Origin of the sequence: Hymenobacter sp. B81, from assembly GCF_044628455.1 — a bacterium.
Lineage (GTDB): Bacteria > Bacteroidota > Bacteroidia > Cytophagales > Hymenobacteraceae > Solirubrum.
Map to the genome: position 1 here is coordinate 515,783 of NZ_JBIYZW010000001.1, position 20,067 is coordinate 535,849.

A 20,067-nucleotide genomic window follows, 5' to 3' on the forward strand; every position below is an offset into this window, starting at 1 on the left:
TCCAAATACTGCCTCCGATTTCCCCGCATTTTTTTGCCTGCCCCGCGGGCGGTTCGCGCTTCGGGCGGGAAGTAGGTGGCCTTACCCGCGCCGAATGCCTGATATTGCCAACATGAACGCCTCACCCGCCGCCGCCCTGCATGCCTACCTGCACGAGCGTCTGGGCGTGCCCCCGGAGCAGCTGCCCGCGCTGGCCGAGTTGTTTGAGTTGCGCCAGCTGCGCCGCCACGAGCTGCTGCAGGCCGCCGGCGAGCGGGCCCGGCACGGAGCCTTCGTGGTGAGTGGCTGCCTGCGCAGCTACGTAATAGACCCGCGCGGCAAGGAGCACATCCTGCAGTTTGCCCCCGAGCAGTGGTGGGTGGCCGATCAGTACAGCCTGCGCCACCAGGTGCCGGCCTTGTTTGCCATCGACGCGGTGGAGGACGCCGAGGTGCTGCTGTTTGGCCCGGCCTTTTACCAGCGCCTGGGCCAGCTCACGCCCGCGGTAGCAGGTCGGTTTCAGGACTTGCTGCTGGCCAGCATCCACGTCATGCAGAAGCGCCTGGCCCTGACGCTGGGCGCCCCGGCCGAGGCGCGCTACCTGGACTTCGTGCAGACCTACCCCACGCTGGCCCGGCGCCTGCCCCAGCGCATGATTGCCGCCTACCTGGGCGTCACGCCCGAGTCGCTGAGCCGCATCCGGCGGGAGCTGGCCGGGCAGTAGGCCGCGGCCGAACCGGGCGCATTTCTTACCCTACATCAAGGCGCCGCGCCGGGGGCGGGGGTAATTTTGCGGCATACCTATTCAGGAAGCCCGATGAACCGGAAAGCCTTTCTCAAGTCCCTGACGCTGCTTCCCTTCGCCTACGCCATGAATCTGCAAGAACTTCATTCCGTCGCCAGCTCCTTTAAGCAGGGCCGCCGCCTGCCCGCGCTGTTTATCGGGCACGGCTCGCCCATGAATGCCCTCGAAGACAACGCCTTCACCCGCCGCCTGCGGCAGCTGGGCGAGGATCTGCGCCGGGTGCAGCCGCCCAACGCCATTCTGGTGGTTTCGGCGCACTGGCTTACCCGCGGCTCGTTCGTGACGCTGAACGAGCGGCCCGAAACCATCCACGATTTCGGCGGCTTTCCGCAGGAGCTGTTTGATATGCAGTACCCCGCGCCCGGCGCGCCCGACTACGCCCGGCAAACCCTGGCGCTGGTGCCCGACCTGCACGGCTCCGACGAGTGGGGCCTCGACCACGGCACCTGGACGGTGCTGCACCACCTGTTCCCGGCCGCCGACGTGCCGGTGTTCCAGCTCAGCCTCGACTTCCACAAAACGCCCGAGCAGCACTTTGCCCTGGCGGCCCAGCTCCGGCAGCTGCGCGAGCGGGGCGTGCTCATCATCGGCTCGGGCAACGTGGTGCACAACCTGCGCCAGAGCATGCCCAAGCTCATGGCCGGCGACGCCACGCCCTACGCCTGGGCCACCGAGTTCGACGAGTTCGTGAAGCGGAAAATCGACCAGCGCGACTTCGGGGCCCTGTTCGACGTGCAGCAGGCCGGCGCCAGCGGCCCGCTGGCCGTGCCTACGCCCGACCACTACTGGCCCCTGTTATACACCCTGGCTCTGGCCGAAAAGGACGAGGACATCCAGCACGTATTCGAGGAAGTGAGCTACGGTGGACTGAGCATGCGCAGCCTGGCCGTGGGCTGATAAGCCGGTGCCGCCGACCTGCAAACACGGCGAGGCCCGGCAACTACCCATTGCCGGGCCTCGCTGTAGCTACTGGAAACGTAAGCTCCGCGGTAAATTGGCTGGGGCTTAGTTGCAGCGCAGCGCCAGCCAGCGCAGCTGAGCGGCGGCCTCAGCCGGGCCGCGGTATACCAGCTTGCCGCCGTGCAGCTCGCCGGTGTACACTTCTACTTCGGGGGAGTCGCGGTGCAGAAACACCCGTACCGACTCGCGGCGGCCGGGCCGCACGTAGGTTGCGCCCGCAACCTCGTTTTCCGGCCAGCATACTTCATAAAACCCGGCGTCGACCAACTGCACATTCAGCATAGCTTCGTTGTTGTTTGGCCGCAATACACCAATTCGATCGGGGTTGGTTCCTGTTTTATTCCGGACTAGTGAAAATTATTTACGGAAAAATTCTGTATTCGGTCGCTATGGTCGGCCCACGAAAAACCCCGCAGCCGGGCTTCGCGCTCGACTGCGGGGCTACGGGTTAAGCCGGCCGGGGCTAGCCTTTCAGCTTCTGCTCCACCAGGGCAATTACGTCCTTGTTGCCGCTGGCTTTGGCGGCGGCCAGCAGGGTAGTGCCCTGGCCATCGGCGGCTTTGGGGTCGGCGCCGCTGGTCAGCAGGAATTCCACGATGGCCTTATGCCCCTGGGCGGCGGCGGCTACCAGGGCGGTTTCCTGGCCGGCGTCCTTGGCGTTGATTTGGGCTTTGTGCTGCACCAGGGCCTTCACCACCGCCAGGTTGCCGTTGGTGGCCGCCGTAATGAGGTAGCTGGTGCGGAAGCCGGGCATCACCTCGATGGCCGCGTTGGGGTCGGCGCCGCCCTTGAGCAGGGTTTCCACGCTGGCCGCGTCATTTTTCATCACGGCTTTAAACAGCTCCTTGTTGGTCGTCTGGGCCGCGGCCGAAAAAAACAGGCCCAGCGTCAAGGCCATCAGGAGTAAGCTCTTCTTCATGATTGGGGTAAGTAAGCAAACGAGCGAAGCAGCGAAAATACTGGCTGGGTGCCATTTTACTCGCTTCGGTAGCGGCGCTTTATCTTAAGCAGCGGAAAGTCAGGCAGAAAGAATCGGAGCGGTAAAATCGGTGAATCAGACCGTTTAAGGCTGGTTTGTGTATTCCGAATCCGGTACCGCTGCTGCGGCATCAGCTGCCCTGCTCGGTCTTAATATTTTACTACTTGCTGCCGTAGCACCTGACCCGAGCTCAACTCCACTGTCAGCAGGTACAGGCCGGCCGGCTCGCCCGTCAGGTCGAGGCGCAGCGGCTGGCCGCCGGGCAGCGGCGAAAAGGAACGCAGGAGGCGGCCGCTGGGGTCCAGCAGCTGGACGCGGCGGGCCTGCTGCCCGGCGGCCAGCTGCACGGTTAGCGCGCCCGCGGTCGGGTTGGGGTAGAGCTGCGCGGGCCGTTGCGCCCGGCCCTTGCTTACCGCCGTGATGACGCTGGCATTGGTCCAGTACACCCGCTCGTCGCGCTCCTGAATCATGAAAATCTTGCCGTCGGAAACTTCCACGAAGTGCTGCGGGCTGCGCTGCAGGAATTCGTCCAGGCCCAGGCCAAACTGAATGCGCAGCCAGCTGCGGCCCTGGTTGTCCGAGACCAGCGTGCCCCCGGTGTTGGGGCTGCCCCGCCGCGAGCTGTACCAGTCGCCGTTGCGGGCAAAATGCACGCGGTTGAGCAGGGCACCGTCCCACCACCAGCTGCTGTGCAGGGCCGGCTGCACCGTCCAGTACGCCGCTGGGTTACCGGTTTCCGCAATGCTCTTGCTCAGGTTCAGGGCTACGCCAAAGTTGCCGCCCGAGCCGTTGAAGCTTAGCAGCAAGGAGTCCTGAGGGCTGACGACCAGCGACGTGGCCTGGTACAGAGTGAGGTTGGCGAATCCCACGCCGCGGTCGATGCGCACGGGCAGGTGCTGCCAGCTCAGGCCCTGGTCGGTGGAGGTGTAGAGACCGGGCTGGTTGGCGCGCACGTCGTCGGCCACGGTCAGGTACAGCCGCCCGTGGCGGTCGGCGGCCAGGTGGTTGACGAAACGCCCCGCGCCCAGCCCGCCGTTGCGGGCCGTCCAGGTCTGGCCCTGGTCGGCCGAGAAAAACACCCCGCTGCCCACGAAGCCATCCACAAAATCAATCATGCCTGTGCCGGCCAGCAAGTTGCCCTGCGCCGTTTCCAGGAACTCGGCGACGGGGTAGGGCGAGGCCAGCGCGACGGAGTCCCAGCTGCTGCCGCCGTCGGCGCTGCGGTACACCTTGCCCGGTCCGCCGACCAGCAGCCAGCCGGCCCGCGTGACGTGGATGGCCCCCAACTGCCGGGCCCGCAGCACGCGCGTCCAGGAGCGGCCCTGGTTGCTGGTGCGCCACACCCCGGTTTCGGCCGTGGTCAGCAGGGTGGAGTCGCCGGTAGCAGCCAGGCCAAACTTCAGGCCGCCGGGGAAGTCGCGGGTAGTGCGCCAGAAGCTTTGCGCCCGCGAGGGCGCGGCCAGGCCCAGCAGCAGCAAGAGCAGCAGCAGGCAAAAATGCAGGCGGGAAGGGGTGCGGCAGAAGCGGTAAGCGGCAGTTTTCATAGCGTAGGGCAGGCCGGGCGGGTGAGCTGGCAAACCTACGTCCTGCCGCTCAGCGGCGAAATCCCATGTAAATGTGAGCCTTGAACATGCAACCCGTCCGCCAACCGGGCGCTCTAGCCGGCCACCGTAGCCGCCGCGTGCCGTCGGCCCTGGCTCTGCGCGAGGCTGCTGGCCAGCACAATCTGCAGGGCGTGGTAGAGCATGAGCGGCAGCAGCAGCGTGCCCGTGACGGCCGAGCCGGCGAACAGCACCTTGGCCAGCACCGTGCCGTGCACCAGCGACTTTTTCGAGCCGCAGAATACGGCCGTCAGGCGGTCTTCGGGGGAGAAACCCAGCAGGCGGCTCAGCGCCGTAATCAGGCCGTAGACCAGTAGGAACAGGGCTACCATGCCCGCGGCCAGCCCCAGCAGCTCGGTCCAGCCGTAGCTGCGGAACACGTCCCGGGCAAACGACTCGCAGAACGAGGTGTACACCATCAGCAGGATGATGATCTGGTCGAAGCGGCGCAGGCCGGCCTTGTGGCGCTCGGCCCAGGCGCCGTAGCGGCCGTGCAGGGCCACGCCCAGCACCACCGGCGCCAGCACCTGCAGGGTCAGATCGAGCACCAGCCCGCCCACCGAGCCGCCGCCGCTGCCGGTGTGCAGCACCGCACTCACCCACAGCGGCGTGAGCACGATGCCCAGCAGGCTGGAAATGCTGGCGTTGAAGATGGCCGCCGGCATATTACCCCCCGCAATGCTGACCATCACCACCGAGGTAGAAACCGTGGAAGGCAGGGTGCAGAGGTAGAAAATACTGATCCACAGGGCTTCGTCGGAGCCCGCGCCGCCCAGCCAGGGGCGCAGGGCCAGGCCCAGCAGCGGAAACAGCGCGAAGGTGCTCAGCTGCACCAGCGCGTGCAGGCGCCAGTTGCGCATGCCCAGGCGCAGCTTTTCGGGGCTGAGCCGCAGGCCGTAGAGAAAGAAAATCAGGGCCACGCCCAGCGAGGTAACCGCCTCCCAGGGCACGGGGCTGGCCTTGCTGCCGATGGCGGGCGCGAGGTAAGCCAGGGCCACTACCGCCAGCAAGGCCAGCAGAAACCAGTCGAGGCCGAAGCGCGCCAGCAGGGCGAAAAACCGGGTAGCGGGCGAGGGAGTAGCGGGGGGAGTGGGCGTCATGGGTGGGGAGCGGCGCAGGGCGAAAAGGACAGGGGCAATAACTTGGGGCGCTTAGCCGGCCGGGCGGGTGAGGCGGTAAGCCAGGCTGCCCAAAGCCACCAGTACCAGCACCATGGACGTCCAGCCCACCCAGCGCGGGCGCTGGTCGGCCCGCGGAAACAAGGCCAGCAGCACGAAGGAGGCCAGCAGCGCCACCGAGCCGACAATCTTGGCGGGGTTGCCCTGCATGATGTCGGTGACCGTGACGACGAGGCAGGCGGCGGCGGTGAGCCAGTACAGCAGGGCGACGCGGTGGGGAGCGGGGCGGTTCATGGGCAGAGGGCAGTTAAACGGGCAAAGAAAGCGGCAGGGGGCCACAAGCCTAAACGAAGCCCCGCGCCGGGCGTTCGGCCGGGCCGCCCGGGATGCCCGGAAAAGGCCAGTTCCGGCGCGGGTGGCGGGGAGCAGTCGGGCCAGCTCAAAGTACCCGGGCAAAGCACCGCCGGTAGGCTGCCCCTGACAGTGGGCCGGCCGGTCACAAGTGGGGCGAGAAATTCCTCGAATGTGACAGCGCCTGTCACATTCCCGCCAGCTAAAACGGGGAATGTGACCTAGATAGGAGCCGCGCCTCGACGCCCAGGCCTAAGCTCTAACATCTAAACTCTACACCAGCTACTCCACCATTACCGGGGGCGCGGCGGCGTGGGTTTTGCGCAGGGGCAGCTCTGGCACCAGCAGCGTGATGCCCAGGCCCAGGGCCACCAGCACCATTACCAGCCGGTAGATGCGCGCGATGGAGCTAACGAAGGCCTGCCGCACCAGCGGCGACTCGGCCCGGCCCGGGGCAGTGGCAGGCAGCGCCGGGCCTTCGCCCACTACCACCTGGGCGGTGGCGGGCGGCGTAGGTTGGGGCGGCAGGGCGCGGGCGAGGCTCATGGTGAGCACCGTGCCCAGGGCCGCGGCCGCCACGGCCCCGCCGATCTGCCGGAAAAACTGCACCGCCGAGGTAGCCTGACCCATCAGCTGCGGCTCGATGGCGTTCTGAATGGCCAGGGTGTAAAGCGGCATGCTGGGCCCCGCGCCCAGCCCGCACACGAACACGTACAGCAGCACTTGGCCGTAGGTGGTGCTTTCCGACAGGGTGCTCATCAGAAACAAGCCCAGCAGCAGCAGGGCATTGCCGGCCAGCATCCAGCGGCGGTAGTGGCCGAAGCGCGACACCATCTGCCCGGCCAGCATCGAACCCGACACCACGCCCAGCGACAGCGGAATCAGGCTGGTGCCCGCCCGCGTGGCCGACTCGCCCAGCACGTTGACCATGAACAGCGGCTCGAAGATGATCAAACTCAGAAAGCCGCCGCCGAGCAGGAACACGGCCGCGTTGGCGGTGCTGAACACGCGGCTGCGAAACAGGCTCAGCTCCAGAATGGGGTTGGCCGAGCGCAGGGACTTAAGCACGAACAAGGTCAGCAGCAGGGCCGAAGCCGCCAGCAGCCCCAGCGTGAGCGGCGAGGTCCAGGGGTACGCGGCCTTGTTGAGCTGCAGGGCCACAATCAGCGGCACCAGGCCCGTAATGAGCAGCAGGGTGGCCAGGTAGTCGAGGCGGCGGGCCTCGGCGGTGGGGCGCAGGGCGGGCATGTGCGTGACGATAAACCACAAAGCCAGCGCGCCCAGCGGCACGTTCACGTAGAACACCAGCCGCCAGCCCGCCACGCCCGGCAGCAGGTTGTCGCCGTGGTCGGTGAGCAGGCCGCCCAGAAACGGGCCCAGCACCGACGAGATGCCGAACACCGCCCCCACAAAGCCCTGGTAGCGGCCGCGCTCGGCGGGCGGAAACAAGTCGGCAATGACGATGAAAGCCATGGCAAACAGCCCCGCGCCGCCCAAACCTTGAATGGCCCGGAACACGATGAGCTGCGTCATGCCGTCGCCGAGCAGGGGCAGGGGCCCAAACTCGCCGGCCAGCCCGCACAGCACCGAACCGAGTAGAAACACGCCGATGGCCACCAGCTCGATGGCGCGGCGCGAATAGGTGTCGGCTAGCTTGCCGTAGATGGGCACCAGGGCCGTGCTGGCCACCAGGTAGGACGTTGCCACCCAGGTAAAGCGGTCGAGTCCCTGCAAATCGGCCACGATGCGCGGCAGGGCGGTGGAGACGATGGTTTGGTCGAGGGCACCCAGGAACATGGCCAGCAGCACGCCGGCCAGCGTGAGCATCCGGTCGTTGTGGGTAAGGGGGTGGGTCATGGAGCTTGGGGAGTGGACTGAGGCGCGGAAAGAAAGAGGCGCAATAAGCTGCTCGTGTAAGGCGCCAAAGGCCGTAAGGTTATCAAACGGCCAGGTAACCGGCCGCGAACGAAACCCGCTCAGCGCAGCTGCAACGTTCACCCGATCAGCGCGCGGCCGCTCCCCCGAGCGTTGGGGAAGAGGCCGGAAGCGGCGCGCGAAGGTGCTGATACGGGAAATGGCGGCCGGAGTAGACGAGTAGCCGATTCAGCCGCGGAATAAAGCAAAAAGGCCCCTGACCCGGGGCGGGCACCGGCCCGGAGCGCCCGCGGGTTGCTGCTGGCTGACCACTCCTTTTTTCAGGGCATTCCGCCCCTACCTTTGCCGCCCAATCAGGGTAAACTACCCGCATTATTCTGGCTTTAGCCCCCGAGCACGGTATCGAATGGATTTTCTGGATGCGACGCTGGCCCTGCTCTGCGCCTTTGCTTTTCTGGCGGGCTTTATCGATTCGATTGTGGGCGGCGGCGGGCTGATTCAGCTGCCGGCCATGCTGCTGCTGCTGCCGGGCGTGCCGGTGCCCACGGTGCTGGGCACCGGCAAGGTGTCGTCGCTTGCCGGCACCTCGGCGGCCTTTCTGCGCTACGCCGGGCAGGTGCCCATCCGTTGGCCGGCCGTAGGCTCGGCGGCGGTGGCGGCGGGTATCTTCTCGTTTTTGGGGGCGCGGGTGGTCAGCCTGCTTCCCTCCGAGCTGCTGCGGCCCCTGGTGCTGGGGCTGCTGGTGGTCATTGCCGTGTACACCTTTTGGCGCAAGGACTTCGGCTCGATTCACGCCCCGCGCCTGCCCGCGCGGCGCGAGCCGCTGTACGGCGCGCTAGTGGGCTTGCTGCTGGGTTTCTACGACGGCTTTTTCGGCCCCGGCACCGGCAGCTTTCTGCTCTTCGCCTTCGTGGGTTTGTTCGGCTACGACTTCCTGAGCGCCTCGGCCTCGGCCAAGCTCGTGAACATGGCCACCAACCTGGCCAGCCTACTGTTTTTTGCCTACTCCGGGCAGATTCTCTGGTACGTGGCCCTGCCCATGGCCGCCTGCAACATGCTGGGCTCGACGCTGGGCGCCCGGCTGGCCGTGCGCCGCGGCGTGGGCTTCGTGCGGGTACTGTTTCTGCTGGTGGTGGGCGCCATCATCCTCAAGCTGGGCTGGGAAACCTTCGGCGCCTGACGCGGGCCTGAAACGCAGGCGCGGGCTTCCCCGAGCCCCCGGGTAGTCGGGAAGGCCGGAGAAGCCCGCGCGGCGGTCGGGGGCTGATGAAGCGGCGCTTATTATTCGCCGCGCATGCCGGGCACGGCGTTGCCCTGGTTGCCCTGCACGTTGGGAATGCCCATTTTCTTTTCGCGCTGCTGCTGGTAGCGGGCAAACTGCGCGGGTGTGAGCACGTCCTTGAGCGCGCTCAGCCGCGACTGGCCGATGTCGTCGATGAGGGCGTTGAGCTTGCGCAAATCGTCGCGGTGCTCGAGGCGGGCGGTTTCCACCTGCCGCACGCTGCGCTCGTTGATTTCCTGCACCTTCACTTCCTGCTGGGGCGTCAGACTCAGGGCCTGCTTCAGGTTTTGGGTAAGGGCGCGGGCCTGGTTAGTAATCTTGGTATCGTCGGGCTTGGGCGCCGGAGCCGAAATAGCGGGCTGGGCGGCCGAAGCGGTTTTGGGCGCGGCTGGGCGGGGTTTGGCCTTGGTGGTCTGGGCCCAGGCGGCGGGGGCGCTCAGCAGCAGGGCGGCGAACAGAATGCGTTTCATGCGGGAACGGAAGCTAAAGAAGCGGGTGGGGAAAGCCGAAGCGGCCGGAGCGGGCACGAAAATATGATGCCAGAATGATCCGTGCTGCCCCTAACACCGGCGGCCGCCGTTTTATTCCCCGTTCCGGCCGCCAGGGCCGACGGACCGGGCGTGTAACCTTTCCGCCGCGCTTGCATAGAAGCATAGCATGAAGCAGCACAACCGCCCCAACTGGCTGGCCCTGGCCGGCATCGGCGCCGCCGTGGCCGCCGCGCTCTGGACTTCCCGCCGCGGCTCCTACCGCCTGCGCGGCCGCGTGGTACTCATCACCGGCGGCTCGCGGGGGCTGGGCCTGGTGCTGGCCCGGCAGGCCGTGGCCGAGGGCGCCCGCGTAGCCATCTGCGCCCGCGACGCCGACGAGCTGGAGCGGGCCCGCCAGGAGCTGGCCGCCGGCGGGGCCGAGGTGCTGGCCCTGGCCCGCGACCTGACCGACGAAACCGAGGTGCGCACCCTGGTAGCCGAAGTGCGGCAGGCCTTCGGGCCGGTGGAAGTGCTCATCAACAACGCCGGCATCATCACCGGCGGCCCGCTCGAGCACATGGAGCAGCGCGACTACCAGGAGTCGATGAACACCCACTTCTGGGCGCCGCTGCACGCCATGCATGCCGTGCTGCCCGACATGATGAGCCGCCGCGAGGGGCGCATCGTGAACGTGGCCTCGCTCGGGGGCAAGGTGGCCGTGCCGCACATGGCGCCCTACTGCGCCAGCAAGTTTGCCCTGGTGGGTCTTTCCGAGGGCTTTCGGGCCGAGATGCTGCGCTACGGCATTCACGTCACCACCGTGTGTCCGGGGCTAATGCGCACCGGCTCGGCCCGGCAGGCCGTGGTGAAGGGCCAGCACGAAAAGGAGTTCGGCTGGTTTATGATTGCCGACTCGCTGCCCGGCCTTACCGTCAGCGCCGAGTACGCCGCCCGGCAGATCTGGAACGCCTGCCGCCGCGGCGACGCCGAGCTGATTCTGGGCTTGCCGGCCAAGCTTTTGTCGCTGGCCCACGGTGTGGCGCCCGGCACCACCGTCAACGTGCTGAGCTGGATCAACCGCGCCCTGCCCGAGCACGCCGGCGACCTGGGCAACGTGCGCCGCCGCGGCTACCAGAGCGAGTCGGCGGTGACGCGCTCCTGGCTGACGGCCCTCACCCGCAAGGCCGAAAAGCAAAACAACGAGCTGGGCAATCACCCGGCCTATCCGGCTTAACGTCAGTAGCTTCCGTCAAAGCTTGCGCCATGTGCAGGCAATTGCCCATCTTTGCACCGTGAACTCCTTCTGCCAGCAGCCCTATTATTATTACCCGACCTGCCAGCCCACCGGCTCCGGCAATGGTCAGGTATGTGCGTTGCTGCTCCCGCCGAGGTAGCCCTAGAACGAGCAACTCCCTTGCATACCCGCCCCATTCCGCCAGCCGGAATGGGGCTTTTTCTTTTTCTCCCAACTCCAATGCGTACCGCAATGACCCTTCTTCACCAAGCCTACGACCAGTACACCGCCGAAGACCGCCAGGTGTGGCAGCTGCTGTTTGAGCGCCAGCTCCAGGCCCTGCCCGGCCGGGCCGCCCCCGAGTTTATGGCGGGCCTGGCCTGCATCGGCTTCACGGCCGACTGCATTCCCGACTTCCGCCAGACCAATCAGGTGCTGCGCCGCCTCACCGGCTGGGAGCTGGTGGCCGTGCCCGGCATCGTCGACGACGCCGCGTTTTTTGGGCTGCTGGCCGCGCGCCGGTTTCCCGCCACCACCTGGCTGCGCAAGCTGGCCGAGCTGGACTACCTCGAAGAGCCCGACATGTTTCACGACGTGTTCGGCCACGTGCCCCTGCTCACTAACCCCGACTTCTGCCGCTTCCTGCACCAGCTCGGCCACCTCGGCACCCTGCACGCCTCCGACGCCGACGCCGTAGAGCTGCTGGCCCGCCTGTACTGGTTTACGGTGGAGTTTGGCCTGCTGCGCGACGCGGGCAGCGGCGCGGCGCGCATCTACGGCGCGGGCATCCTTTCCTCGGCCGGTGAAACGCGCTACAGCCTCGGCCCCGAACCCCGGCGTCAGCCCTTCGACGTGGCGCGCGTGCTCGACACCGCGTTCCGCAAAGACGTGTTTCAGACCGACTACTTCGTGCTCGACTCCCTCGATCAGCTGCCGGCCACCCTGCCCCGGGTGCAGCGGGCCCTGCGCCGGGTTGCTTGCCTAAGCGAGGCGGGGCGCTAACTTGAGGGCGCCGGGCGCGCTTTTCGGGCCCGGCGCTACGCCGCCGCCCTTGACGTTTCCCGTTCACCTGACCCTCGGTCCGCTCCAGCTGCCCGTGCACCTGCTGTGCGAGGTACTGGCCTATTCCCTGGGCTACCGCCTCTACGCCCACCTGCGCCGCCGCACCCATGACCGCATCAGCACCGAGCACCGGCTCTGGATTTTCGTGGGTGCGGCGGCCGGGGCGCTGCTGGGCTCCCGCCTGCTGGGTTTGCTCGAGCACCCGGCACAGCTGCTGCACCCGCCGGGCGGCTGGCTGTACTACTTCAGCAACAAAACCATCGTGGGCGGCCTGCTCGGCGGCCTCATCGGCGTGGAGCAAACCAAGAAGCGCCTGGGCGTCACGGCCTCGTCGGGCGACCTGATGGTGTTTCCGCTGATTCTGGCTATGGTGCTGGGCCGCACCGGCTGCTTGCTGGCGGGCCTCGAAGACGGCACCTACGGCACGGCCACGGCGCTGCCCTGGGCCATCGACTTCGGCGACGGAGTGCCGCGCCACCCCACCAACCTCTACGAAATCGGGTTCTGGCTGCTGCTGGCCGCGGCCGTGGGCTTGCTGGAGCGCCGCGGCCCGCTGCCGGACGGCTGGCGCTTCCGCCTGCTGATGGTGAGCTACCTGCTGTTTCGCCTGCTCGTTGAGTTCATCAAGCCCACGCCGCCCTGGCCGGGCCTGCTGCTCACCGCCATTCAGTGGGCCTGCGTGGCCGGGCTGGGCTACTACGCCGGGCTGTGGGCGCGGGACGCCCGCCGGCGCCGGGCTGGCCGCTGGCCCGCGGCTCAGCCCCCCCAGGCCGCGGTTGCCAGCCTGCCCGACTAACGCCTTGCCAACTCCTTTACTGACTACTGCCAATGCCTGCTTTACTTGACGCCCCGCGCCGTTGGCGTTGTTGCCTGCTGCTGTGGCTGAGCGCCCTGCTGCCCGTCCTCAGCCTCGCCCAAACCAAGCCTTTATCCGACGAAGTGCGCCGCGCCAACCTCGAAACCCAGGTTACGGCTATGGAGCAGGCCTTTATGCGGGAAGACTTCGAGGCTTTCGCCGACTTCATGCATCCCGATGTGGTGCGCCTGGCCGGCGGCCCCGACGTGCTGGCCCGGCAGCTGCGCAAGAGCATGGCGGAAATGAGCGCCCAGGGCGGCAAGATCAGCGGCGTGCGGCACGGCCCGCCCACCCGCCTGGTGGCCGTCGACCGGCAGCTGCAGTGCACCCTGCCACAAACTACCGAGTTTCAGTTTGCCGCCGCCACCAAGAGCACCCAATCGACGCTGCTGGCCGTTTCCGCCGACGGCGGCCGGACCTGGGCTTTTCTCGACACCGGCGGCAAGGACTGGGAAACGGTGCGGTGGCTGGTGCCCAACCTGAGCCGGGAAATCGTGCTGCCGGCAAAAGCCAACTAGCGCGGTTGAATGGCTTGAGCAAAACTGGGCTAGGGCCGCCCGCGGAAAGTTGTTAGGTTGCAGCTAGACCTGCTACTATGCTGCCGCCACCATGCCCGAGCGCCCCTATACATACTACGACTTCACCCTGAGTCTCTGCCCGCACTGCTTGCGGCGCGTGGAGGCCAAAATCGTGTTTGAGGACGACGCGGTGTACATGCTCAAGCGCTGCCCCGAGCACGGCCGGCAGCGGGTGCGCCTGTCTTCCGACGTGGCGTACTACAAGAGCATCCGCAACTACGTGAAGCCGAGCGAGGTGCCGCGCCGCTTCAACACCGCCACCCACTACGGCTGCCCCTACGACTGCGGCCTGTGCGCCGACCACGAGCAGCACAGCTGCCTGACGGTGGTGGAAATAACTGACCGCTGCAACCTGACCTGCCCCACCTGCTACGCCGAAAGCAGCCCCACCCACGGCCGGCACCGCACCCTGGAGGAAGTGGAGGCCATGATCGACGTGCTGGTGGCCAACGAGGGCGAGCCGGACGTGGTGCAGATCAGCGGCGGCGAGCCAACGCTGCACCCGCAGTTCTGGGAAATCCTCGACATGTGCAAGCGCAAGCCCATCAAGCATTTGATGGTGAATACCAACGGCGTGCGCCTGGCCAAGGACGAGGCCTTCGTGGCGCGGCTGGCTACTTATATGCCCGCCTTCGAGGTGTATTTGCAGTTCGACTCATTTCGGCAGTCGGTGCTGGAAACCATGCGCGGCCGCGACCTGCGCCAGGTGCGCCTCGACGCGCTGGCCCACCTCAACAAGTACAACCTGAGCACCACGCTGGTGGCCACCCTGCAGCGCGGGCTTAACGACGACGAAGTCGGGCCGCTCATCGACTTTGCCCTGCAGCAGCGCTGCGTGCGCGGCGTCACGTTTCAGCCCACCCAGGCCGCCGGCCGCCTCGAGCACTTCGACCCCGAAACCGACCGGTTCACGCTCACCGACGTGCGCCAGGCCATTCTCGACCAAAGCCCCGTCTTTTCAGCCGCCGACCTGCTGCCCGTGCCCTGCAACCCCGATGCGCTGGTGATGGGCTACGCCCTGAAGCTCGACGGCGAGGTGTTTCCGCTCACGCGCTACATCCAGCCCGCCGATCTGCTGCAGAATGCCGGCAACACCATCGTGTACGAGCGCGACGCGGGCCTGCGCAACCACCTGCTGCGCCTGTTCAGCACCGCCAACACGGTCGACACCATCACGCCCGAGCTCAACCAGATTCTGTGCTGCCTGCCGCTGGTGAAGGCCCCCGAGCTGCGCTACGAGAATTTGTTCCGCGTCATCATCCTGCAGTTCATGGACGCCTGGAACTTCGATGTGCGCGCCGTGAAGAAGTCCTGCGTGCACATCATCTCGAAGGACCGCAAAATCATACCCTTCGAAACCATGAATTTGTTTTACCGCGACCCGGCAAAGCTGGCCCGCCTGCAGGAGCTGCGCGGCATTCCCGTGCTCTGAGCCATGCCGCCCGCCACTCCACCGCCGCCCAGCCGCCTCGGCCGCATTCTGCTGGCCCACCTCGGGCTGATACTCGTGCTCCACCTGGGCCGCCAGCTCATCGACGATGATATGGGCATCTTCGGGCTGTTGTTTCTGCTGGCGTTTCTCGACGTAGTGGCCTTTCTGGTGCTGCTGGCCGGGGGGCACGGGCGCCTGGGGCGAAGCTTCCTGCTGGCCGCGCTGCTGGTGTTCCTCATCGGCTTCAGCGACTGCGCGACGCACCTTAACCTGGGAGCCATGCACTGAGCCACCGCTCGCGCGATAAGCGTATACTCAGGCCTGCTTTCTTCCGCAATTCTCATGGAGCCGCACACCCGCCGCGTACTGAGCTACAACCTGCTGGCCCTGCTGCTGGGGGCCGGCGGGCTGCGCCTGCTCAACCAGGGCCGCGACGCCGGCCTGGGCTTTCTGATTTTCATGGCCCTACTGGTGCTGCTGCTCTTGCTGCTGAACCTGGCCGGCATCATCCTGGTCCGGGAGCGGAAGCGCCGCCTCGACTTCGTGCTGGGTCTGCTGCTGGTGCTGCTGGTCGGCTTCGGGGCCTGCCTGGGCACGGCTTCCACTTACTGAGCCAAGCGCGCCCCGAGCCGCTTAAACGCCAAAACGCCCGGTCAGGACTGACCGGGCGCCGGCGCTGCGGGTGGGCACAGCGTGGGGCCGAAGCCCCGGGAATAACTTAGTGGCTGAACGTGGAGGTGTACGACACGGCCGCGTTGCCTTCGCCGTCGGTAACCTTCAGGCGCAGGGTGGTGGCTGACAGCTCCTCTACCGTGAAGCTGCGCTCAAACTCGGGCAGCTTCACCACCAGGGTCTTGGCGTCCTCGCTCAGCTGGTAGGTGCCAGTTTTCTGTTGGGCACCGTGCGGGTCGCTCTTGGTCGCACCCTCGTCGAGCACGTAACCGCCATCGGCCGAAAACTGGGTCAGGTTGTCTTTCTGCTCGGCTTTCAGGCGGGCAAACAAGCTCACGGTGGTGGGCTCGTTGGTGCCGGCGGCCAGGCTGGTGGTGCTCAGGTCGGTCTGGCGCCAGGCCGCCGAAGTGAGCAGGGCCTGCGGGGTTTGCTGCACGGCTGCTGCCGATTCAACCTTGGGCTGGGCTACCTCCTCGATTTCTTTCTCACATGCGGCCAGGCCAGCAACGGCCAGAGCCAAGCTCAGGTAAACGGACAGTTTCTTCATGAAGAACGGTTGGGTTTTGGATGAAGAGCGGTGAGCAACATTACTCAGTAGGCGTGTTTCGATACGAGCAGCACAAGTCCAACTTCCCGACGCCCGGCCTGTCCGGATTCGTAAGTTGCTGGCCTAACGGCCGGGGGCGGAAGTTTAGTTCAGGGCATATCGGAAAAAGACAATAATTCAAACTTTATATATGTAAAAGTACATCGGTGGGAACTTGCATTATACCCCCGCTGAAAGACAGAAAAAGCCGTTTCAAGGCGCTGAAACGGCTTTTGGTTAAGCTGCGGAATGCGAATCGGGCGGGGCCGGCTGGCAAACGGGGCAGTAGTAGGTAGCGCGCCCGCCCACGTACTTTTTTACAATTGGCGACCGGTCGCGCGGGCAGTGGTGGTGGGCATCCGACTGCGGCTCGGGCGCCTCGTCCCACTCGCGGGCGTGAATCAGAAACGAGGCCGGAAACTGCCGGTAATTGGCTTCCTGCGCAATGGCCGTGCGCAGCACCAGCTGCACGGCGGCGTGCAGGCGGGCCGCCTCGTCGGCCGACACCGAAGCCGCCGGCCGCTCGGGGTGCACGCGGGCCTGAAACAGCACTTCGTCGACAATCCAGTTGCCGAGCCCGGCCGTGAGCCGCTGATCCAGCAGCAGGGGCTTGAGCAGGGTTTTGCGCCGGCCCAGGGCGCTCTGCAGTTGCTTGGCGGTCAGGTCCAGGGCATCAGGACCCAGTTTTTTGGCTTGCTGAAACGTGGCCACGCTGTCGGCCAGCCGAATGCGGCCGAACTTGCGCGGGTCGATAAACGCCACGCGCAGGCCTTCCCGCAGGTGCAGCGCCACGCGGGTAAAGCGCGGACGGTCGTAGTCGTGGCGGTAGGCGCCCACGTCGCCGGTCATGCCGAAGTGCAGCACCAGCAGCCGCCCCGACGACAGCTGCAGAAAGCAGTTTTTGCCCAGGCGGTGCGTGCCGGTAACGGTGGCGCCCACCAGCTCACGGCGCAGCTCGTCGGCGTCCACGGCCAGCACGTGCGCGTCGAACACCTCGACGGCGGTAACGGTCTGGTGCAGGGTTATTTCCTCCAGGAAGCGGCGGTAGGTTTCAACTTCGGGTAGCTCGGGCATAGCATTCGCCGGTTCGCCACCGGCTTTCAGAAACGGGTTTAGGGCGCGGGGCCGTGGTCAATACAACGTCCCGCGTGGCCGTGTTCCGCCCCTATGAGTGGCCAGCGCGGGCCTTGAGGGAGGGGATTGATGCTCAGGTAGAAAGAAGTGTCATGCCGGCGTGCTTACTGGCTTAGTGAGCCAGATGCCGCGTAAAAAAGCCGGCCCCCGTGGTGGGAGCCGGCTGCAAGCCTGAAGCAGGAAGGCTTACGAAGGATCGGTCATGCGGCCGATCTGCTCGCCGCGGTTGTTGTAGACCGCGCCCCGGGCGCTGACGTAAAGGCGGCGCTGCTGGGAGTCTACCAGCACAAACGGAAAATCGGCGCTGGTCGAGCGGGTGAGCCGACCTACCACTTCGGCCGAGCGGTCCTGCGGGTCGAAGCGCACCACGCTCAGTTGGTTGGTCACGTACAGCGGCTCGTCGGGGCTGTTGCGGAACGTGAGCTTGCCCACCACGCTCACCGGGGCCACCGAAACCGGCACGGCTACCGGGCGGCTTACCGTGGCCGGGCGGGCGGCCACGGCGGCCGGCCGGGCCGAGGGGGCCGACGTGCGGGCGCTGGCCACGATCTGGCCGTTGGCCTGCTGCCAGCCGCGGCCGATGGCGCTCAGGCGCACCGAGCGGGCCGGGTGAGTGGGGGAGGCTACTTCCTGGGCCACTACGGCCATGGCGGCCTGCGCCTCGGCCATGCTGGCGCCCATCTTGCGCAGCACAAAGCCCGAAAACTCGTCGGCTTCCAGCTCGTCGGAGTGGTTGGAGCCGCCGGCCAGCAGGGTGTGACCGTTGAGGTGGTGCCCCATTTCGTGGGCCAGAATGCTGATGCCGGCCCAGTCGGTGCGGCCGGCGCGGTTCACGGCACCCACGAAGTTGGGGTTGTAGAGCAGGTAGCGCTTGCCGCCGTACACCACGGCGGCGGCGTTGGGCACTTCGGTAGTGGCGCGCAGCTCGAAGCGGGGCTTGAGGCCCACCACGTCGGTGATTTCGCGCAGCACGTCGCGCTGGTTGGAGCTCTGGGCAGTGGCCGAACCCGAAACGAAAAGCCAGCCGACCAGCACGAAGGTCGCCAGGCGGCGGAAGAGGCGGTGGGTAGTCATGCGGGTGAAGTCGAATGGAACGCGTGAGCGAAAGGCAAGTTTCCGGCCAGAAATAGTAATACCATCCCGGCCGCGTACCCGGCTATAACGTCAACTGCCGGGTATTTCGTTTACCCGGGACTCCTAAAACCGGCCGCTGGTTGCACACCGGCGGGGCAGTCCCTACACGCGGCTGAGCTGCCGCGGGGCGGGGCTGGCTGCCTGGGGCCGCTCGCCGATTTGCTGGCGCCACATGGCGTAGTAGAGGCCCTTCTGCTCGATCAGCTCGTCGTGGCGGCCCTGCTCGGCTACGTGGCCGCGCTCGAGCACAAAAATGCGGTCGGCGTGCAGCACAGTGCTCAGACGGTGGGCAATGAGGATGGTGATGTGCTGGCGCGAGCCCGACAACTCGCGCACAGTCTTGCCGATTTCCTCTTCCGTGAGCGAGTCCAGGGCCGAGGTAGCCTCGTCGAACACCAGCAGGGTGGGGTTGCGCAGCAGCGCGCGGGCAATGCTGAGGCGCTGCTTTTCGCCGCCCGAAACCTTCACGCCGCCCTCCCCAATAACGGTGTCGAGGCCTTCGGGGGCGCGGGCCAGCAGCGAGTCGGCCGCGGCCTGGCGCAGGGCCTGCAGGCACTGCTCGTCGGTGGCCTGGGGTGCTACGAAGCGCAGGTTTTCGCGGATGGTGCCGGCAAACAGCTGGGTGTCCTGGGTCACGAATCCGATTTGCTCGCGCAGCGCGTCGAGGTCCAGCTCAGAGCCCGGAATGCCGTTGTAGAGAATGCGGCCCGACAGGGGCGGGTAGAGGCCCACCAGCAGCTTTACCAAGGTGGTTTTGCCCGAGCCCGAGGGACCCACAAAGGCAATGGTTTCGCCCAGTCGCGCTCCAAAGCTGATGCCGTCGAGGGCCGGGGCCTGAGCCGTGAGGTGGCGGAAGTGCACGTCTTCGAAGGCCAGCGTCTCGATTTTCGCCACCGCCTTGGGGTGCCGGGGCTTCACTTCCTTGGGCGTGGCCAGAATCTGCTGGTAGTTGGCCAGCGAAGCCTCGGTTTCGCGGTACACGTTGATGATGCTGCCCATTTCCTGCAGCGGCCCGAAGATGGCGAAGGAGTAAATGAAGAAGGAGAAGAACTCGCCCACCGAAATGATCTGCTGCACCACCAAAAACAGCAGCAGCAGCAGAATCACGTTGCGCATCAAATTCACGAAGGTGCCCTGCACAAACGACAGGGACCGGAGGTAGCGCACCTTCTTGAGCTCCAGCTTCAGGATTTTTTCGGTGGTGGCGTTCAGCCGGGTGGTTTCCTGCTGGGCCAGCCCCAGGCTCTTGATCAGCTCGATGTTGCGCAGGCTCTCGGTGGTGGAGCCGGCCAGCGCCGTGGTTTCGGCCACGATGGTTTTCTGGATGACCTTGATGCGCTTGCTCAGAAACAAACTCAGGGAGCCCAGCAGCGGAATAGTCAGGAAGTACACCGCCGCAATGGGCCAGTACACCGACACGGCATACCAGGTCACGAACACGATGCCCACCAGGGAGATGAACAGCACGTTCACGAAGCTTTGAATCAGCCGCTCCACGTCGGTGCGCACCTTCTGCAGCTTGCCCAGGGTTTCGCCCGAACGCTGGTCCTCAAACACCTGGTAGGGCAGCTCCAGGGAGTGGCGCAGCCCGTCGGAGTAAAGCTCGGCCCCCAGGCGCTGGGTGATGACGTTGACGTAGTAGTCCTGGAAGTTCTTGGCAATGCGCGAGACCATGGCCACGCCCATGGCCTTCAGAATCAGGATGCCCGCGCCCCCGCTCAGAAACGTCCAGAAGCTGGCCCCGGCCAGCACGCCACTCTGCCCCACCACGTGCCGGTCGATGATCTGCCGGAAGATGTAGGGGTCGAGCAGGGAAAAAACCTGGTTGATGGCCGCCAGCAGCAAGGCCAGGGTCAGCAGGCCCCAGTAATGGCGCAGGTATCCGTAAAGCAGTTTCATAGGGCGGCAAGTAGGGGAAAAGACCCCGAACAACCGCCCGGCCCGGCGGGAAGTTTAGCG

21 protein-coding genes are annotated in these 20,067 nt (G+C 66.2%); 10 read left to right on the forward strand and 11 right to left on the reverse strand.

All coding sequences use genetic code 11. The features are described from left to right. Positions 1-94: 94 nt before the first annotated feature. Positions 95-703 carry a Crp/Fnr family transcriptional regulator gene (locus ACE191_RS02160; RefSeq protein WP_400190536.1) on the forward strand — a complete coding sequence of 203 codons (609 nt, stop codon included), beginning with the start codon at positions 95-97 and terminating at the stop codon, positions 701-703. Positions 704-850: 147 nt separating this feature from the next. Next, the gene (gene ygiD / locus ACE191_RS02165) at positions 851-1,681 is read left to right on the forward strand and encodes a 4,5-DOPA dioxygenase extradiol (protein WP_400190537.1); all 831 of its coding nucleotides are present in this window, start codon (positions 851-853) and stop codon (positions 1,679-1,681) included. 108 nt (positions 1,682-1,789) lie between these two features. On the opposite strand, the gene ACE191_RS02170 is transcribed toward ygiD, so the two are convergent. From ACE191_RS02170 to ACE191_RS02195, 6 genes are all read right to left on the reverse strand, one after another. Beyond that, the gene (locus tag ACE191_RS02170) at positions 1,790-2,026 is read right to left on the reverse strand and encodes a hypothetical protein (RefSeq protein WP_400190538.1); all 237 of its coding nucleotides are present in this window, start codon (positions 2,024-2,026) and stop codon (positions 1,790-1,792) included. 181 nt (positions 2,027-2,207) lie between these two features. After that, positions 2,208-2,663 (reverse strand): ankyrin repeat domain-containing protein, encoded by a 456-nt coding sequence (locus ACE191_RS02175; protein WP_400190539.1) that lies wholly within the window; start codon positions 2,661-2,663, stop codon positions 2,208-2,210. A 209-nt stretch (positions 2,664-2,872) separates the two neighbouring features. Next, positions 2,873-4,267: a T9SS type A sorting domain-containing protein gene (locus tag ACE191_RS02180; RefSeq protein WP_400190540.1), complete on the reverse strand. Its 1,395-nt coding sequence runs from the start codon at positions 4,265-4,267 to the stop codon at positions 2,873-2,875. A gap of 113 nt (positions 4,268-4,380) precedes the next feature. Next, on the reverse strand, positions 4,381-5,424 hold the full coding sequence (locus tag ACE191_RS02185; protein ID WP_400190541.1) for a bile acid:sodium symporter family protein: 1,044 nt from the start codon (positions 5,422-5,424) through the stop codon (positions 4,381-4,383). Between the two features lie 51 nt (positions 5,425-5,475). Further along, positions 5,476-5,736 (reverse strand): hypothetical protein, encoded by a 261-nt coding sequence (locus ACE191_RS02190; protein ID WP_400190542.1) that lies wholly within the window; start codon positions 5,734-5,736, stop codon positions 5,476-5,478. 339 nt (positions 5,737-6,075) lie between these two features. Next, the gene (locus tag ACE191_RS02195; protein WP_400190543.1) at positions 6,076-7,650 is read right to left on the reverse strand and encodes an MDR family MFS transporter; all 1,575 of its coding nucleotides are present in this window, start codon (positions 7,648-7,650) and stop codon (positions 6,076-6,078) included. Between the two features lie 424 nt (positions 7,651-8,074). Here ACE191_RS02195 and ACE191_RS02200 point away from each other — a divergent pair, with 424 nt between their 5' ends. Next, positions 8,075-8,848: a sulfite exporter TauE/SafE family protein gene (locus ACE191_RS02200; protein WP_400190544.1), complete on the forward strand. Its 774-nt coding sequence runs from the start codon at positions 8,075-8,077 to the stop codon at positions 8,846-8,848. Between the two features lie 101 nt (positions 8,849-8,949). Here the strand turns inward: ACE191_RS02200 and ACE191_RS02205 are convergent, their stop codons facing one another. After that, positions 8,950-9,420 carry a hypothetical protein gene (locus ACE191_RS02205; protein ID WP_400190545.1) on the reverse strand — a complete coding sequence of 157 codons (471 nt, stop codon included), beginning with the start codon at positions 9,418-9,420 and terminating at the stop codon, positions 8,950-8,952. 187 nt (positions 9,421-9,607) lie between these two features. Between ACE191_RS02205 and ACE191_RS02210 the strand changes: the two genes are divergently transcribed. The 7 genes from ACE191_RS02210 to ACE191_RS02240 all read left to right on the forward strand — a co-directional run bounded on the left by ACE191_RS02210 (position 9,608) and on the right by ACE191_RS02240 (position 15,194). Then, positions 9,608-10,654, forward strand: a complete 1,047-nt coding sequence (locus ACE191_RS02210) for an SDR family NAD(P)-dependent oxidoreductase (protein WP_400190546.1) — start codon at positions 9,608-9,610, stop codon at positions 10,652-10,654. Between the two features lie 252 nt (positions 10,655-10,906). After that, entirely contained in the window at positions 10,907-11,656 is a 750-nt protein-coding gene (gene phhA / locus ACE191_RS02215) for a phenylalanine 4-monooxygenase (RefSeq protein ID WP_400190547.1), read from the forward strand. 49 nt (positions 11,657-11,705) lie between these two features. Beyond that, positions 11,706-12,512, forward strand: a complete 807-nt coding sequence (locus ACE191_RS02220) for a prolipoprotein diacylglyceryl transferase family protein (RefSeq protein ID WP_400190548.1) — start codon at positions 11,706-11,708, stop codon at positions 12,510-12,512. A gap of 32 nt (positions 12,513-12,544) precedes the next feature. Beyond that, entirely contained in the window at positions 12,545-13,090 is a 546-nt protein-coding gene (locus tag ACE191_RS02225; protein ID WP_400190549.1) for a hypothetical protein, read from the forward strand. Positions 13,091-13,181: 91 nt separating this feature from the next. Then, entirely contained in the window at positions 13,182-14,582 is a 1,401-nt protein-coding gene (locus tag ACE191_RS02230) for a radical SAM protein (protein WP_400190550.1), read from the forward strand. Positions 14,583-14,585: 3 nt separating this feature from the next. Further along, a complete protein-coding gene (locus ACE191_RS02235; RefSeq protein WP_400190551.1) occupies positions 14,586-14,870 on the forward strand; it encodes a hypothetical protein in 285 nt (94 codons plus the stop codon). Between the two features lie 54 nt (positions 14,871-14,924). Next, complete coding sequence (locus tag ACE191_RS02240) at positions 14,925-15,194, forward strand: hypothetical protein (RefSeq protein ID WP_400190552.1); 270 nt, start codon at positions 14,925-14,927, stop codon at positions 15,192-15,194. Between the two features lie 106 nt (positions 15,195-15,300). Here ACE191_RS02240 and ACE191_RS02245 read toward each other — a convergent pair whose 3' ends face one another. The 4 genes from ACE191_RS02245 to ACE191_RS02260 all read right to left on the reverse strand — a co-directional run bounded on the left by ACE191_RS02245 (position 15,301) and on the right by ACE191_RS02260 (position 20,007). Then, entirely contained in the window at positions 15,301-15,801 is a 501-nt protein-coding gene (locus ACE191_RS02245; RefSeq protein ID WP_400190553.1) for a hypothetical protein, read from the reverse strand. 276 nt (positions 15,802-16,077) lie between these two features. After that, entirely contained in the window at positions 16,078-16,914 is an 837-nt protein-coding gene (gene mutM, locus ACE191_RS02250) for a DNA-formamidopyrimidine glycosylase (protein WP_400190554.1), read from the reverse strand. Positions 16,915-17,160: 246 nt separating this feature from the next. Continuing rightward, positions 17,161-18,048, reverse strand: coding sequence for a membrane-binding protein (locus ACE191_RS02255; protein ID WP_400190555.1), 888 nt, complete (start codon positions 18,046-18,048; stop codon positions 17,161-17,163). Positions 18,049-18,210: 162 nt separating this feature from the next. After that, positions 18,211-20,007: an ABC transporter ATP-binding protein gene (locus tag ACE191_RS02260; protein WP_400190556.1), complete on the reverse strand. Its 1,797-nt coding sequence runs from the start codon at positions 20,005-20,007 to the stop codon at positions 18,211-18,213. Between the last annotated feature and the right edge of the window lie 60 nt (positions 20,008-20,067).

Excerpts from the sequence above, each read along its gene's own strand:
- ACE191_RS02200 (WP_400190544.1), top strand. The coding sequence starts at position 8,075 with ATGGATTTTCTGGATGCGACGCTGGCCCTGCTCTGCGCCTTTGCTTTT.
- ACE191_RS02230 (WP_400190550.1), top strand. The coding sequence starts at position 13,182 with ATGCCCGAGCGCCCCTATACATACTACGACTTCACCCTGAGTCTCTGC.
- ACE191_RS02190 (WP_400190542.1), bottom strand. The coding sequence starts at position 5,736 with ATGAACCGCCCCGCTCCCCACCGCGTCGCCCTGCTGTACTGGCTCACC.
- ACE191_RS02210 (WP_400190546.1), top strand. The coding sequence starts at position 9,608 with ATGAAGCAGCACAACCGCCCCAACTGGCTGGCCCTGGCCGGCATCGGC.
- ACE191_RS02255 (WP_400190555.1), bottom strand. The coding sequence starts at position 18,048 with ATGACTACCCACCGCCTCTTCCGCCGCCTGGCGACCTTCGTGCTGGTC.
- mutM (WP_400190554.1), bottom strand. The coding sequence starts at position 16,914 with ATGCCCGAGCTACCCGAAGTTGAAACCTACCGCCGCTTCCTGGAGGAA.
- ACE191_RS02180 (WP_400190540.1), bottom strand. The coding sequence starts at position 4,267 with ATGAAAACTGCCGCTTACCGCTTCTGCCGCACCCCTTCCCGCCTGCAT.
- phhA (WP_400190547.1), top strand. The coding sequence starts at position 10,907 with ATGACCCTTCTTCACCAAGCCTACGACCAGTACACCGCCGAAGACCGC.
- ACE191_RS02260 (WP_400190556.1), bottom strand. The coding sequence starts at position 20,007 with ATGAAACTGCTTTACGGATACCTGCGCCATTACTGGGGCCTGCTGACC.
- ACE191_RS02170 (WP_400190538.1), bottom strand. The coding sequence starts at position 2,026 with ATGCTGAATGTGCAGTTGGTCGACGCCGGGTTTTATGAAGTATGCTGG.
- ACE191_RS02205 (WP_400190545.1), bottom strand. The coding sequence starts at position 9,420 with ATGAAACGCATTCTGTTCGCCGCCCTGCTGCTGAGCGCCCCCGCCGCC.
- ACE191_RS02175 (WP_400190539.1), bottom strand. The coding sequence starts at position 2,663 with ATGAAGAAGAGCTTACTCCTGATGGCCTTGACGCTGGGCCTGTTTTTT.
- ACE191_RS02235 (WP_400190551.1), top strand. The coding sequence starts at position 14,586 with ATGCCGCCCGCCACTCCACCGCCGCCCAGCCGCCTCGGCCGCATTCTG.
- ygiD (WP_400190537.1), top strand. The coding sequence starts at position 851 with ATGAATCTGCAAGAACTTCATTCCGTCGCCAGCTCCTTTAAGCAGGGC.
- ACE191_RS02240 (WP_400190552.1), top strand. The coding sequence starts at position 14,925 with ATGGAGCCGCACACCCGCCGCGTACTGAGCTACAACCTGCTGGCCCTG.
- ACE191_RS02195 (WP_400190543.1), bottom strand. The coding sequence starts at position 7,650 with ATGACCCACCCCCTTACCCACAACGACCGGATGCTCACGCTGGCCGGC.
- ACE191_RS02225 (WP_400190549.1), top strand. The coding sequence starts at position 12,545 with ATGCCTGCTTTACTTGACGCCCCGCGCCGTTGGCGTTGTTGCCTGCTG.
- ACE191_RS02185 (WP_400190541.1), bottom strand. The coding sequence starts at position 5,424 with ATGACGCCCACTCCCCCCGCTACTCCCTCGCCCGCTACCCGGTTTTTC.
- ACE191_RS02245 (WP_400190553.1), bottom strand. The coding sequence starts at position 15,801 with ATGAAGAAACTGTCCGTTTACCTGAGCTTGGCTCTGGCCGTTGCTGGC.
- ACE191_RS02160 (WP_400190536.1), top strand. The coding sequence starts at position 95 with ATGCCTGATATTGCCAACATGAACGCCTCACCCGCCGCCGCCCTGCAT.